At 61.5% G+C, this 14,876-nt stretch carries 10 protein-coding genes; 3 read left to right on the top strand and 7 right to left on the bottom strand.

What is annotated here, in order from left to right; genetic code table 11:
- Positions 1-197 precede the first annotated feature (197 nt).
- The 3 genes from mfd to GQO94_RS10765 form a co-directional block, all read right to left on the bottom strand.
- Positions 198-3,677 (bottom strand): transcription-repair coupling factor, encoded by a 3,480-nt coding sequence (gene mfd, locus GQO94_RS10775; protein WP_156841280.1) that lies wholly within the window; start codon positions 3,675-3,677, stop codon positions 198-200.
- A 294-nt stretch (positions 3,678-3,971) separates the two neighbouring features.
- Positions 3,972-4,241, bottom strand: a complete 270-nt coding sequence (locus GQO94_RS10770; RefSeq protein ID WP_156841278.1) for an FAD assembly factor SdhE — start codon at positions 4,239-4,241, stop codon at positions 3,972-3,974.
- Positions 4,242-4,327: 86 nt separating this feature from the next.
- Entirely contained in the window at positions 4,328-4,750 is a 423-nt protein-coding gene (locus tag GQO94_RS10765) for a baeRF12 domain-containing protein (protein ID WP_156841276.1), read from the bottom strand.
- Between the two features lie 109 nt (positions 4,751-4,859).
- On the opposite strand from GQO94_RS10765, the gene recG reads away from it, so the two are divergent.
- Both recG and GQO94_RS10755 read left to right on the top strand, forming a co-directional pair.
- Entirely contained in the window at positions 4,860-6,923 is a 2,064-nt protein-coding gene (gene recG, locus GQO94_RS10760; protein ID WP_156841274.1) for an ATP-dependent DNA helicase RecG, read from the top strand.
- A 58-nt stretch (positions 6,924-6,981) separates the two neighbouring features.
- Positions 6,982-8,292 (top strand): M20/M25/M40 family metallo-hydrolase, encoded by a 1,311-nt coding sequence (locus tag GQO94_RS10755; protein ID WP_156841272.1) that lies wholly within the window; start codon positions 6,982-6,984, stop codon positions 8,290-8,292.
- Positions 8,293-8,518: 226 nt separating this feature from the next.
- Here GQO94_RS10755 and GQO94_RS10750 read toward each other — a convergent pair whose 3' ends face one another.
- Positions 8,519-8,977, bottom strand: a complete 459-nt coding sequence (locus GQO94_RS10750; RefSeq protein WP_156841270.1) for a very short patch repair endonuclease — start codon at positions 8,975-8,977, stop codon at positions 8,519-8,521.
- A 45-nt stretch (positions 8,978-9,022) separates the two neighbouring features.
- Here GQO94_RS10750 and GQO94_RS10745 point away from each other — a divergent pair, with 45 nt between their 5' ends.
- On the top strand, positions 9,023-10,588 hold the full coding sequence (locus GQO94_RS10745) for a DNA cytosine methyltransferase (protein WP_198045920.1): 1,566 nt from the start codon (positions 9,023-9,025) through the stop codon (positions 10,586-10,588).
- On the opposite strand, the gene GQO94_RS10740 is transcribed toward GQO94_RS10745, so the two are convergent.
- From GQO94_RS10740 to GQO94_RS10730, 3 genes are read right to left on the bottom strand one after another with little or no spacing between them, the layout of a single operon-like run.
- A complete protein-coding gene (locus tag GQO94_RS10740; protein WP_156841268.1) occupies positions 10,582-12,642 on the bottom strand; it encodes an AIPR family protein in 2,061 nt (686 codons plus the stop codon). The two genes, GQO94_RS10745 and GQO94_RS10740, sit on opposite strands and share 7 nt — an antisense overlap.
- Complete coding sequence (locus GQO94_RS10735) at positions 12,639-13,634, bottom strand: PD-(D/E)XK motif protein (protein ID WP_232332883.1); 996 nt, start codon at positions 13,632-13,634, stop codon at positions 12,639-12,641. Before GQO94_RS10735 ends, GQO94_RS10740 begins: the two co-directional genes overlap by 4 nt.
- Positions 13,600-14,760: a Z1 domain-containing protein gene (locus GQO94_RS10730; protein WP_156841266.1), complete on the bottom strand. Its 1,161-nt coding sequence runs from the start codon at positions 14,758-14,760 to the stop codon at positions 13,600-13,602. The genes GQO94_RS10735 and GQO94_RS10730 overlap by 35 nt, the downstream gene beginning before the upstream one ends.
- Positions 14,761-14,876: the final 116 nt, after the last annotated feature.

The following is a 14,876-nucleotide window of genomic DNA, read 5'->3' as shown; positions in this document are numbered from 1 at the left end:
GGAGAAAGGGTGTCGAATCCCTAGGGTAATGGGGATCGAGAGCGAAGCTCTATTGATGTATATCGAGTTTAAACTCGCCTCATCGTCCATGAGCCACGCCTCAACCGATACTCTCGATTGTTCAGCATTAATAAGTGCGCCCGCCGCACCGACCGAATCGGTCTAAACCCGACCCACCATCGGCCAAACCGATAGATCTACGCCGAACCTACCTTGCGTGCGATCGTGCTCAGCCCCTTGGTGAGCTGGAACAGGCCATTGAGGCGCGACTTGGGATCGCCCCAGGCGCGATTGACCTGCAACTTGTTGTCGGGACGCAGCTTGATCGTCCCTTCGCGCTTGGCCGCGTATTCGATCAGCCCTGCGGGATTGGCGAACGCGTCTTCGTGGAAGCTGACCAGCGCACCGCGCGCGCCGACGTCGATCTTGGCGATGTGCGCTTCGATCGCCTGCTGCTTGATTTCGATCAGCTTGATGAGGTTGGCCGTAGCGTCGGGGAGCGGTCCGAAGCGGTCGATCATTTCTGCCGAAAGCGCTTCGATTTCCTGTTGGCTATCGGTGTCGTTCAAGCGGCGATAGAGCGCCATGCGGACCGCGAGATCGGGTACGTAATCCTCTGGGATCATGATCGGCGCATCGACCGTGATCTGCGGGGACAGCCCCGACGTGTCCTTCTCCAGACCCGCTCCACCTGCCTTGGCCGCGAGAATCGCATCCTCCAGCATCGACTGGTAGAGTTCGAACCCGACTTCGCGGATATGGCCGGATTGTTCGTCGCCCAGCAAGTTGCCCGCGCCGCGAATGTCGAGGTCGTGGCTGGCGAGCTGGAACCCGGCGCCGAGGCTGTCGAGATCGCCCAGCACCTTGAGGCGCTTCTCCGCCACTTCGGCAAGCCCGGTGTTCGCCGGCGTCGTCAGGTAAGCGTAGGCGCGCAATTTCGATCGGCCGACGCGCCCGCGAAGCTGGTAGAGCTGCGCGAGGCCGAAGCGGTCGGCGCGGTGGATGATGATGGTGTTGGCGCGCGGGATGTCGAGACCGCTTTCGACGATCGTGGTCGAAAGCAGCACTTCGTACTTGCCTTCGTAAAAGGCGCTCATCCGTTCTTCGACTTCGCCCGCGCCCATTTGTCCGTGCGCCGTGACGACCTTGATCTCTGGCACATGCTTGCCGAGCCATTCCTCGATTTCGGGCATGTCGGCAATGCGCGGGACGACGATGAAGCTCTGCCCGCCGCGATGGTGCTCGCGCAGCAGCGCCTCGCGCATCACCATGTCGTCCCACTCCATCACGTACGTGCGCACCGCGAGGCGATCGACCGGCGGGGTCTGGATGGTGGACAGCTCGCGCAGGCCCGACATCGCCATCTGCAAGGTGCGCGGGATCGGCGTCGCGGTGAGCGTGAGCATGTGGACGTCGGTCCGCAGCTGCTTGAGCTTCTCCTTGTGATTGACGCCGAAGCGCTGCTCCTCATCGACGATGACGAGACCGAGCCGCTTGAACGAGACCGACTTCGAGAGCAGAGCGTGCGTGCCGATGACGACGTCAACGGTCCCCGCCGCCAATCCATCGCGTGTCGCTTTGGCTTCCTTGTCGGGGACGAGCCGCGAGAGCCGTCCGACTTCGAGCGGGAAACCTGCGAAGCGCTCGGAAAAACCGGTGTAGTGCTGACGGGCGAGCAGCGTGGTCGGTGCGACGACGGCGACTTGCTGGCCTGCCATGGCCGCGACGAAGGCGGCGCGTAGTGCGACTTCGGTCTTTCCGAAGCCGACATCGCCGCAGACCAGACGGTCCATCGGCTTGCCTTCGGCAAGGTCGCCCAACACATCTTCGATCGCGGCTTCCTGGTCGTCGGTTTCCTGCCAGGGAAAGCGGTCGGCGAACTGATCGTAGCTCGAACTGTCGGGCTGGAGGACGACTGCTTCGCGCAAGGCCCGTTCGGCGGCGGTCTTCATCAGCTCGCCCGCGATCTCGCGGATGCGCTCCTTGAGGCGCGCGCGGCGCCTTTGCCAGGCTTCACCGCCGAGCTTGTCCAGCGCGACGCCTTCGCTTTCCGAGCCGTAGCGCGAAAGCACGTCGAGGTTCTCGACCGGGATGTAGAGTTTGTCGCCGCCCGAATATTCGAGCATCACGCAATCGTGCGGGCTCTTGCCGACGGGGATCGACTGCAGGCCTTCGTACCGGCCGATGCCATGATCCATGTGGACGATGAGATCGCCGGGTGTGAGCGCCGCCAATTCGGCCAGGAAGGCGTCCGAATCCTTGCGCTTCTTCTTGCGACGCACGAGCCGGTCGCCAAGAATGTCCTGCTCGGCGAGGACTTCGATCGTATCGTTGGCGAAGCCGGTTTCCAGTGGCAGCACAAGCGCTGCGGGCCGCGACTTCGAGGCCTTGCCTTGCGCGTCCTGCCAGCTTTCGGCCAGGGCCGGTTCGGGGGCCATGGCTTCGCCGAGGATCGACGTCAGGCGAGCGCGGCTGCCTTTGGAATAGGCGGCGAGGATCGCCTTGCGGCCCGATTTCGTGACCGCATGGAGGTGCTTGGCGGCAGCTTCGTAGGCATTGTCGCCTCGCGCGCGCTCGGGCGCGAAATCGCGCGCGTTCGAGAAGCCGAAGTCGATCGTCTTGGGGCCTTCGGGTTGCGCAAACGGATCGGCACGGTGCGCGGGCCATTGCGCCAGGCATGTCTCGAGCTCTTCGGCCGAGAGGTACAGCGAGTCCGCATCGAGCGGTCGATAGGAGCCGGCCCGCTGCCCGGAGGTGTCGAGCCGGGAGCGGTGATAGTCGGCAATGTCCTTCAGCCGCTCTTCGCCCGCCGCCTGGGCGTTGCTTTCCAGCACGATCAGGTCGTCGCTCGACAAGTGCGCGAACAGCGTATCGAGCCGCTCTTCGAACAGCGGCAGCCAGTGCTCCATCCCCGCGAGGCGCCGCCCTTCGCTGATCGCCTGGTAGATCGGATCGCCGGTGGCATTGGCGCCGAACCGCTCGCGGTAGCGGCTGCGGAAGCGCTTGACGGTGTCTTCGTCCATCAGCGCTTCGCTTGCGGGCAGCAGCAAGTGCTCGTCGACCGGGCCGGTTGAGCGTTGCGTAGAGGTGTCGAACAGCCGCAGCGTTTCCAGCTCGTCACCGAAGAAGTCGAGGCGGAGGCCCTGGCCTAGACCGGAAGGCACGATGTCGAAGATCGATCCGCGCACCGCGAATTCGCCCGCGTCGATCGCGGTGTCGCTGCGTTGATAGCCCTGCCGGCGCAGCAGCGCGATCAGGCTTTCGTGACCCAGCTCCATGCCGGTCTTGAGCAGCCGCACCGATTCGCGGATGCGAAACGGCGTAAGCACGCGCTGGAGCAGGGCATTGACCGTGGTGACCAGAAGCTGCGGCCCGTCCCGCTTCGCTTGCAGGCGGTGCAGCGCCGAAAGCCGCCGCGCACTCACCGAGAGCGCCGGGCTGGCGCGGTCGTAAGGCAGGCAATCCCAGGCGGGAAACTCGATAACATCGAGCTCGGGCGCGAAGAACGACGCTGCTTCAGCCAGCGCGCTCATGTCCGCTTCGGCATTCGCTACGAACACGGCGCGGCCCTTCGCGGCGCGCGCCAGGTCGGCCATGACGAGCGGCTGCGCCCCGCGCACGACGGAGGACAGCGTCAGCGGCGCCTTGGCCGAGAGAATACGTTGAATGTCGGGCATGAGACGGGAACGGGGCGAGATAGCTGCTTGCCCGAGAAATTCAATCGCTATGGAAAGGGACAGGGCGATGCGCTGACCATGCGGCGCAGCCGGAGCAAGGAATGGATGCCAATGGCGACCGGCGCGCGCCACCGCCCGTCATGCTGAACTCGTTTCAGCATCCATTCCTCCACACCGACCGCCGGTCTGCGGGGCGCGATGGACCCTGAAACAAGTTCAGGGTGACGGTCTGGGTGGGTGGATCGGCGGTAGGCCGGACCGGCAAGCCGCGATAACGACCTCACGCCAGCGCATTCACCGTGGGATGTCGACGTAGTCCAATTGCTGCATGCGCACCATCAGTTCGCCCGCGAACCGTTCGGGCACGGGATCGGTTTGCAAGGCCCAGGCCATGACGTCGACGTCATCTTCCTCGAGCAGATCCTCGAACCAGGCGATCGCGGCTTCGTCCCACTCGCCGTGAAAGCGATCGAAGTAGCAGCCGATCATGTAGTCCGCTTCGCGCGTGCCGCGATGCCAGGCGCGAAAGCGCATGCGGGCGAGACGGGGCGAAAGTTCGGACATGCCCGCGCCGCTACCCGTTCGGAGCGGCGCGGGCAAGATGTGCTTCGGACCAGTCCGAAAGCTTGGAAAGTCGCCCGCAGTCTTCGTCAGCTATGAAGCGCCTTGACGATTTCGGCCGGGGAATGGCCGGTCAGGGTCTTGGGCAGCTCGCCGATGAGCACGTTCTCGAGCTCTTTGTGATAGCGCTTGCGCATCTCGCCCAGCGACTTGGGATCGGCGACGACCACGAGCTTGTCGATCTTGTGCTTGAGCACCTGACTGTTCAGCCACTCCGCGACGGCGACGACGTGGGCGCTTTCCTCTAGCTTGTCCAAGCGCCCCTTGGGTGCGCCGCTGTTGAAGCGGGAGACCTTGTCGTGATCGCGCGCGCCGTAGCTGTAGTTGGTTTCCTCCAGATCAGGCGTTTCCAATTGCTTGAGTTCCGGATCGGCTTCCATTCCCGTGTTGCGGAACAGCTCGAAATTCTCGCCATCGACGACGGCAAAGACGGTTCCGTGCGGTAACAACATGCGGTTTCTCCATTTATGTAATCGTTCTGCCCCATCATAACCGTTGGGATTGCGGCGATGTTCCGATGACGCTGGCGAAACGAGGCATTCGCAAGCTAAGAGCCTGCCCATGCGGCCCGAAGCGCTCCACTCCCTGTTTGCCGAAGTCGAAACCCTCGAAGGTGTCGGCCCCAAGCTGAAGCGCCCGCTCGAACGTCTCGGGCTCGCGCGGATCAAGGACGTGGCCTATCACTTGCCCGATCGCTTCGTGGAGCGACGCGCGGTGCCCGACCTCGACGAGGCAGGCGTGGGCGAGAATATCGTCATCGCGCTGACCGTCCGCGAACACCGCGCGAGCTCGGGCCGGGGCCCGTTCCGTGTCCTCGCCGAAGACGGCAAAGGCAACATTTGCGCACTCACCTACTTCGGCCGCGCTTCCTACTCGGCGCGCAAGGCACTGCCTGTCGGCGAACGACGCTGGGTCGCGGGGCGGCTCGATCAGTACGGGCAGATGCTGCAGATTGTGCACCCGGAGCATGTGTCCGAGGACTCTGCCGCGCCGCTCGGGCATTTGCGCGAGCCGATCTATCCGCTGTCCGAGGGATTGACGCAGGGCCGCATCGCCAGCCTCGTCGCGCAAGCCCTCAAGGCGCTTCCCGACTTGCCCGAGTGGAGCGATCCCGCGCTCGTCGAGAAGCGCGGCTGGCCCGACTGGGACGACGCCTTGCGGATCGCGCATCGCGAGAAAAGCGAAGCCGCGCTCGATCGGCTCGCCTTCGATGAGCTGCTCGCCAACAGCCTCGCGCTGATGCTGGTGCGCGCGAGCAATCGGGCGCAGCGCGGCACCCCGCTGACGGGCGACGGGCACTTGCGCGACAAGCTCGCGCTGCCGTTCGCGCTGACCGGGGCGCAAGTGCGCTCTATCGGTGAGATCGAAGGCGATCTCGCGCAGGACGCGCCGATGCTGCGCTTGCTGCAGGGCGATGTCGGTTCGGGCAAGACGATCGTGGCGCTGCAGGCGATGCTGGTCGCGGTGGAAGCCGGGGCGCAGGCGGCGCTGCTGGCACCGACCGAGATCCTTGCGCGCCAGCACCATGCGACACTGATGAAGATGGCGCGCGGCACCGGCGTCGAGATCGCGCTCCTGACGGGGCGGGACAAGGGCCGGGCGCGCGAATCGGTGCTGATGGGCCTGCTCGACGGCTCGATCCAGATCATCGTGGGCACCCACGCGATCTTCCAGGACACGGTCGAGTACCGCAATCTGGCGCTGGTCGTGATCGACGAACAGCACCGCTTCGGCGTCGGCCAGCGCTTGATGCTGGCGCGCAAGGGGCGCCGCACGCCGCACACCCTGGCGATGACGGCAACGCCGATCCCGCGCACGCTGACTTTAGCGCAATATGGCGAGATGGAAGTCTCGCGGCTCGACGAACTGCCGCCCGGCCGGCAGCCGATCGACACGCGAGTCGTCGCGATCGAACGGATGGACGACGTCGTCTCGGCAGTCGCGCGGCATCTCGAGGCAGGCGCGCAGGCCTATTGGGTTTGCCCGATGGTGCGCGACAACGAGAGCGACGATCTCGCCGCCGCCGAAGCGCGCTATGCCGCGCTCAAGGAGCGGTTCGGGGACGACGTGGTGCTGGTCCACGGACAGCTTCGTCCTGAGGCGAAGGACGCGGCGATGGAACGATTCGCGACCGGTGCGGCCAAGCTGCTGGTCGCGACCACGGTGATCGAAGTCGGTGTCGACGTGCCCAACGCGACGCTGATCGTGATCGAACAGGCCGAGCGGTTCGGCCTCGCCCAGCTCCACCAATTGCGCGGCCGCGTCGGGCGCGGGGAAGGCAAGTCGGTGTGCCTGCTCTTGCGCGGCAATACGCTGTCGGAGACCGCGCGCCAGCGGCTCGCCTTGATGCGCGAGACGCAGGACGGGTTTCGCCTCGCCGAGGAAGATCTCGAGCTGCGCGGCGGCGGCGAACTGCTCGGCACGCGCCAGTCGGGCGACACGCCGTTTCGGATTGCCGATCTTGAGCAGATCCAGCGCCTGCTTCCTGTCGCGCACGACGATGCGCGGTTGCTGCTGGAACGTTCGGGCGGCGCAGGCCTGTCCGGCGAGCGCGGCGAGGCAGCGCGGCTGCTGCTCTATTTGTTCGAGCGCGACTGGGGCGTGCAGCTGTTGCGCGGCGGCTGATATGCGCGCAACGGCTGCCGTGCTTGCAAGGCAAGCGCTTCGGCCTATCGTAAGCGACATGCGAAGCCTTTCCCTGATTATCGCCCCGTTGCTGCTGGTCGCCGCACCTGCTCACGCCGAACTCGCGCCTGCCGAAAAACGAATGGTCAGCGCCGCCGATGCCGGGAGTGAGCGCGATATCGCCTTGCTCGAGCGGCTCGTCGCGCAGAACAGCGGCACGCGCAACGTGGAGGGCGTAAAGAAAGTCCGCGACATGCTGCTGCCCGAGTTCGCGGCACTGGGCTTCGAGACCCGTTGGATCCCGATGGACGCGGTCAACCGCGCCGGACACTTGATCGCGACGCACGCAGGTAAGCCCGGCACCACGCGGATGCTGCTGATCGGCCACCTCGATACGGTGTTCGAACCGAGCTCTCCCTTCCAGTCGGTGAAACGCGAAGGCGACATGCTGCACGGCCCCGGTGCGGCGGACGACAAGGGCGGAGTCGTGGTGATGCTTGCGGCGCTGCGCGCGATGCAGGCGGCGGGCACGCTCGACGGCGCGAACATCGTGGTCGCGCTGACCGGCGACGAGGAGGCCGCCGGCGAACCCGTCGACGTGGCGCGCGCCGATCTCGTGGACCTCGCTCGCAAAGCCGATGTGGCGCTCGATTTCGAGGGTCTCGTGGTCATCGACGGGCAGGACTTCGGCTCCGTCGCGCGGCGTTCATCGCGCGAATATACGATCCGCACGTCAGGCAGATCCGCCCATTCGAGCGGGATCTTCTCCGACAGCGTCGGCAGCGGCGCGGTTTTCGAGATGGCGCGGATCGTCGATGCGTTCCGCACTGAGCTGCCCGAAGCGAATCTCACGTTCAACATCGGTCTGATCGGCGGCGGCGCGACCACCGAGTTGAGCGACGACGATGCCGAAGTCCATGCGACCGGCAAGACCAACATCGTTCCCCCCATCGCGATCGCCCGCGGCGACTATCGGGGGCTGACGCAGGATCAGGTCGACCGGACCGAAGCGAAGATGAAGGCGATCGTCGCGCGCCATCTGCCGAAGACGGACGCAACCATCACGTTCAAGGACGGCTATCCCCCGATGAGCCCCACGCCGGGCAATCAGGCGCTGCTGGATCGGTTGAATGCGGTCAATGCCGATCTCGGGCTCGATGCCATGCCGGCGCTCGATCCGCTCAAGCGCGGTGCGGGCGACATCAGCTTCGTGGCGAAATACGTCGATGGTCTGGCGGGGCTGGGGCCGAGCAGCAGCGGAGACCACACGCCCGAAGAACGCGTCGACCTCGCCAGCTTCCCGCGCCAGATCAAGCGCGCCGCGATCCTGATGACGCGCCTCTCGCAGGCGCCCGCCCCGGCGGACTGACGCACGAAGCGCCTATATTTGAAGAAGAAAGTGGTCGGGGAGAGAGGATTCCCGACTAATTTTCGACCGCTTCTAAGCGTTCGCAGAAAACAGCCATTTCCACGCTCCCGGACGAAGCGTGTAGCACAATCTGTGGCACAATTTGTGGCACAGTGCTAGAGTCGAATTAAGATCGTCTCGACGATAGAAATCCAGCAGCAACCTCGCCCGACTGTGTCCGATATCTTCAGGATCTGGCTGCCTGTGGTATTTCGATCTGGTCCCTGTCGGAGAGCAGCCATGCGATCAGCTTACTCACTGCTTCATCAGCATCGGTCGCAGTCCTGACCTCGCACTCCCAGACGATTGCAACCCGCCACCCCCTCACACGAAGATCAGCAATGTTGCGCCGGTCTCTCTCCTGATTGGCCGTGAATTTCGCTGTCCAGAAGTCGGTTCGCGTGGATGGCGTTGACGCTAAACGGCAGCCCGGGTGCCTGTGCCAGTAGCAGCCGTGGACGAAAATAACCGCATCGTAGCGCGGCATGACGAGGTCCGGTCTGCCCGGCAGATCCTTGCGATGCAGCCCGTAGCGAAAACCAGCAGCATGCAATCTTCGTCGAACTTTCAATTCCGGTTTCGTGTTCGCGCCACGAATGCCGCTCATCATTCGCGAACGGGTTTCTGGATTTACGACGTCGACCATGTGAATTGATCCTGGATTATCCGAGCCTTCCTGGTAAGACGGCTGATGAAGGGAAGACTGCAATTGGGTTCTGGTTTCAAGGTAGTAGACGTCTTTGCGGGGCCTGGCGGGCTCGCAGAAGGCTTCTCATCATTCATTGCAAATGATGGCTCGTCGCCATTCGATATCGCCCTTTCGGTAGAGAAGGAGAAGTCGGCGTTCGCAACGCTACGCTTGAGAGCTTTCTCGCGACAATTCGCGACGTTGCCGTCGGAATACTACCGTTTCCTCGCCGGCAATACTTCCAGAGACGCCCTCGTGGCGGCGTATCCAAAGCAGTGGCAAGCCGCTGCCGACGAGACGCGCATGCTGGAACTCGGATCTGACGAGGCCCGAGCCGAACTGGACCCTATCCTCGATCTCCTCAAATCCGAAGGCGAAACTGTGCTCATCGGCGGGCCTCCTTGTCAGGCATACTCGCTGGTGGGCCGAGCTCGAAACAGGGGCAATTCGGAATATGTTGCTTCCGAAGATCATCGGCATTTCCTCTACAAGGAATACATCCGGATAATCGAACGGCTCGAGCCGGCTGCTTTCGTGATGGAGAACGTGAAGGGCATGCTCTCAGCCACAGTCGATGGGGAAAGCATGATTGATCGGATCATCGCTGACCTGCGGTCCATCGGAGGCGAGACCGACAGGTATCGATTGATACCTTTGGTGAGTCATCCCGACGGTGGTTTGCGCGGCAACATCATTTATGCCGAGAAGTTTGGAATCCCGCAGAAGCGACATCGCGTGATCCTGATGGGCGTCCGCGCTGACGCGGTGGATGGGATAGACAACTTCCCGCGCCTTGAGCCTGTTAGCAGAACGGTGACAGTGGCTGATGTCTTGGGGGGGATGGAGCGCCTGCGAAGCGGATTGAGCCGCGGAGGCGACGACGGCGACCGCTGGCAAGCACACGTGGCTACAGCTTTTTCGGAAGCAGCCGACGCACTCGAAGGTCAGTCCGAAATGGGTGAAGTGCAAAACCGGCTCATAGGATATCGCGACGAGATCCTCTCAGTCGACAAGGTGATGGGCAGAAAGGGGACGCAGGCTACCCCAATCGCAAGCAACGTGATTGCTGCTTGGCTGCAGGATGGCAATCTCGAGGGCCTGCCAAACCACGAGACAAGAGGTCACATGCCCAGCGACCTCGCTCGCTACGCATTTGTCGCGACGTTCGCCGAGGTCACAGGCCGGACTCCGAAAGCGAAGGACTTTCCTCCTGCATTGGCTCCTGATCACAAGAGCTGGAACAGTGGGAAGTTTGCCGACCGTTTCCGGGTGCAGCTCTGGGAGCATCCTTCAACCACGATAACGAGCCACATCTCGAAGGACGGGCACTACTTCATCCATCCGGATCCTGCCCAGTGTCGCAGCCTGACGGTTCGGGAGGCGGCGAGGCTGCAGACCTTCCCCGATAACTATTTCTTCGAAGGAAACCGGACGCAGCAGTATGTCCAGGTCGGAAACGCGGTTCCGCCTCTGCTAGCCCGACAGATAGCCGCCGTGCTGTGGCAGGTCCTTGATGATTGTGCCCTGGGACGGGCTGAGACGGCGAAAGCTCGAGTTGCGGCTCAGTAGAATTGCTCGAGCCGATTAGCCACTTCGATCGCGATGACCGCCTGTTTTTCGGAGGGCAGTTTGTGCGGAATCTGTGAGCAGACGGTAAGGATACCTTTCTCCTTCGGAGAGATTTTTCCCATGTGCAGGCCGAAATTGAGCATCTGGCTCCAGTATTCCCCCCCTTGCTGCATCACTTCGGTCATCGCTTCTGCACCGCTCATCGCATTGCGGTCCTTGCGGTCACTATCCTTGGCCGCCTTCGCTTCCTGAGGACTCACGAGAACATCACCAAAGTTCGCCGGATATTCCAGATCGCGTCTGCTTAGCTGCTCCCAGCAGGCCTGCTTCTTGGCCCACTCGCTGAAGTTCCGGACGCCGTCAGGCGGGTTCGTGATCTGCTCATTCGCTGCCTTGGCGGTAACTTTCAATGCCTCTTCGAGAGCGGCCGGGACGCGCTGAAGTTTCCAGATCCGGTCAAGATCAGGCACCTTTCCTTGTTGCTCCGCATCATGAACAAGCTTGGCGAACGCATAGGTCACGATGTTGGCGCGATAGCCCCCCTCATACCAGTCTTGGGCCGGCACCAGCTTTTCGAGGGTCCTGAAGATGATTGCCTTGGCGACGAGTCGCTTGAACCAGGTTTCGTCGAACTCACTTTCGTTCTTCTTCCACTCCTTTCCGATTGCGCTGGCAAAGTTGCCGAAGTTCTTCTGTGCGCCAAGGCTGACAACATGCGGCTTGCATCGATAGGAATTCTCGAATTTTGCCAGATCGGTCTTGGTGATGAACTGGCTTCGCGGGAACTCAGCCTTGAACTTGCGCTTTTCTGCCACGCTGCGCTTGCCGTATTCGTCCGCATACTGCCCACGCGCCCGCTCGTAGAACCACTTCGTTTCCCGGTATTCGTCTTCTCCGGACGGAGCCAGCACGCGGCGGGAAAATTCCTCTATCTGAACATGGAAGGGCTGGTTGGAAGAGAAGTCGGCCGCATTCACCTTGTTCTGGCTGTTTGCATAGAGCGAGATGTTTGGGACGATCTCCTCGACACTCGCTTTCGGGACGACTGTCAGCTTCATCTGCACGAAGACGTTCTTTAGCTGAGCTGGAGACAGCTTCTTCGCCGCGTGTATGGAAGCGGTCGTCTGGCCCCCGTTCACGATCTGGAAGTTTTCGGCTGACATCAGGAACAGCCCATCTTCCATCTGGACTACCTCGACGCTCTCGGCGGTCGCCGTGAGACCGTTGTTGTAGGAGAAGAACATGGAGGGATCGTCCTTGATCGTGTCCCGGATCCCACGGTTCACTTTGTTCCTGGCCTGAAGAAAACTGCGAACGTTCGCTTCGAGAAGCCTTGCTCCCCATTTATCGTAGATATCGGCCAGTTGCGATCCGGGCACGACGGCGATGTAGCTCTCGAGAGGGGCTCCATCAAAGGACGCCTTCAGGACGGAAATCGGCTCGCCGAAATCATCGGCGAAATTTACGACGAGGTCGTCGCGTGTCTGTCCCGAACTGATGAAGCGCTCTAGGCGGGCGAGATCCCAGATCGATACGGTTGTTGGAATTCCGGCAATGGTTCCAAGGCTGTGAGCGTCCCAGGATCGAGCCTTGTTCAACCGGTTTGTTACGAGGATGAGCTTGATCTTGCCGAATTTCTTTATGTTGCGAACGAAGAAATCGGCGAAGACGAACGCTGAACTTGTTTCCTCGAGCTTCTCACTGAAGCTCGTATCGCGCGCTGCCTTGGTGAATTGGATCAGCTTGTTCAACAGAGCATTTATGTCGGCCTTCAACAGGCCCTGTGGCTCTTCCGACCGGACGAAGTCGGAAATGATGATGCTTAGCACGCCCTCTTCGTCCCCAGGATCCCAGCAATACGCGCTTATCCCGATCGATTTCTTGTCATAGGTGCCTTCGTAGAAGCACTGCTCGAAAGCGCTGATTTCGCCCGCCTCGTCGAGGATCTCGCCGACTTTCTCCAAGAACGCTTCGGAGGTTATGAGGCCCATCGCGTCAGCGTCACCCTGAACATCAGCAATCAGTTCACGATGGAAGCTCGTCATTTCGTTCATGCGGCAAGGCTTTCGGTGATCAGCGAAGAGACGTCTTCGAAGGATATTTCGAACGGCGCGCAGGCGTCGAGAGCGATCGAGTATCGGACACCGGAAACCCCAGGCGTCAAGGGCGTCGTAATTCGGGGGAAATCATCGTGGACCGAGTAAAAGTCAGGTTCGCCAGCTATCCATCTGCGCTCGGAATAGTCGTCCTCGAAATCGAAGCCGGTCGCAGCAAGCGTTTCCTCCCATCGCGAATAGGTTTCGAGATCGGCTTGCGCGAAGACGTCTTCGAGAGCCTGCACGTGATCGGTAAGGGTCATGCCGTGCGGCTTGATGACCGCGTCTACGGGCACGACTGTCAGCACAAGAGATGCACTTTCGACATCGGAAAGCTGATCTTCGGATGAGATTTGCACATACGGTCTCGCGGCGCCGCGGCGGGCCTTTACTTCAACAAGGCATTCGCCAAGTTCGAAATCCTTGGCCGAGCCAAGCGGACCACGCCATGCTTCGATCGCAGAACTCGGTCCGGTCAGATCGATGAGTTTTTCGAGGAAGTGCAGTTCTCCTACAAGACCCCGCTGCTCCTCGAGTGAAAGAATGTCCGACCGGCCGCCACGCAGCAGGTGGTGCCAGCGTAAGGTGCGGCGCAGAGCCCTTTGAAGCGCGTCCGCGTTTCCGGCGGCCAGTTCACCGGCTGAAACGATATCACGGCAGAGGCTGGCGAAGAGTTCTTTCTGCTCGGGATCCTTCAGCAACAGGACCAAACCCTGCCTGCCTTCGAGGTCCCGATACGAGAGGTCCAGATTCTTCATCTTCGGCAACGGGCGGATCGCTTCAGTCTCAGTATCGAGGCGAAGGACCAGTCCCGGCTCGCTCCTGTCGGACACGACCCAGAAGAAATCGTGCTTGCCCTTGCTATCGACCCGTTTGGCTTCGGAGCCGCCCGTATGAAGGTTTCCCCATGGGTTCTCAGTCATCTTCGAGCTCCGTTTCTTCGTCGTCATCCGGATCGCCGAACATCTCCTGAAGCTTTGTGGTATTCAAAATGTATTCGACCTTCTTGTCGGCGTTTGCCGAAGGAGGGAAGCTAATGCCCCAGCCAACGACTGGCTTGGTCGGTAGCAATGCGGCCTGCTTTTCGGTCAGGCCATCGTCGGTGATACGAATGTTGAAGAGTATAAGGAGGGGGCGCTTGCGCACTTCCCGATAGATTCTATCGGGAAAATTGCTTTTCGCCTTGCCCTCGCTTGATGCTTGGTAGTCCTGCTCAGCCTTTTCTCTTTGCTGGTCGGTGAGGCCGGTTCTCTCCACGCCACGTGACGCCAAACGAGCCTTCTTGTCGCTGATCGCGAGAAGTCCGTTTTCTTCAAGAGAGCTCCCCCCGATCTTTCGCCGCACGGGTTTGATTTGCCAGCCTTCAATATCCTGAACTGGCTCAGGACTTTGGCTCGTAGAGACTACAAGCAAATCCCATTCGGCAAGCTCATCTGCCGACCGCTTCCGGATGTAATCCCGCACAGGCCGCGTATCGGTGAGGATAGACTCGCGGACGTTGTCGAAATCCCGCAGGAAGCTATCGACCAACTCCACCGGAACATGCCTGAGCAGGTATCCTCCTGAAACTTCCTCCGCTGAACCCTGGTCCTTTCCGATCCTGCGCAGCGCCTCGATAAGCCGGGTTTGGGCTTCGCGATTTCTGCGTCTTATGCCCTCGTCATTGCCAAGTTTCGTAGTCTCGATGAAGTTGTTCGAAAGCCCGACGAGCAGGTGCTTTTCACCCGAGCCCATCTTGTTTCGGGCGGTCACCATGAGCGCGCTGGGGTGACTGCGCACCGCCAGACCAAACTCCTCGGGTGTCGCGTTACTTTGCTCCATGCGCTTGAGTTCGCGAAGCAACTCGTCAGTCGCTTCCGCGATGTGCGCATACCACGAGGATGCCTCTTCAGGCATCCATATCCGGCAGAGATCTTCGTAGTTTGTCCGGTATCCGAACCACCGGCCCATCTGCATGAGCGTGTCATACATCATGGAGTTTCGAAGGAAGTAGGAGACCGTCAGGCCTTCAAGGGTCAGGCCCCGGGACAGCGAGAAACCGCCCACGGCGATAACAGTGAGGCCTGTATCTGTCAACGGCGGAGTAAAAGTCGTCCATTAGGCGGAGTAAAACCAGGCCACTTGATCCGGGTGTTGGCGAGCGCCGTGAGGGCGTAGCCCGAGCGGGGGTCGCCAACACCCGGATTGTCATT

Source organism: Novosphingobium aquimarinum (assembly GCF_009746585.1).
GTDB classification, from domain to species: domain Bacteria; phylum Pseudomonadota; class Alphaproteobacteria; order Sphingomonadales; family Sphingomonadaceae; genus Novosphingobium; species Novosphingobium aquimarinum.
Note: the sequence above shows the minus strand (reverse complement) of the source record. Positions and strands in the feature narration are given on the sequence as shown.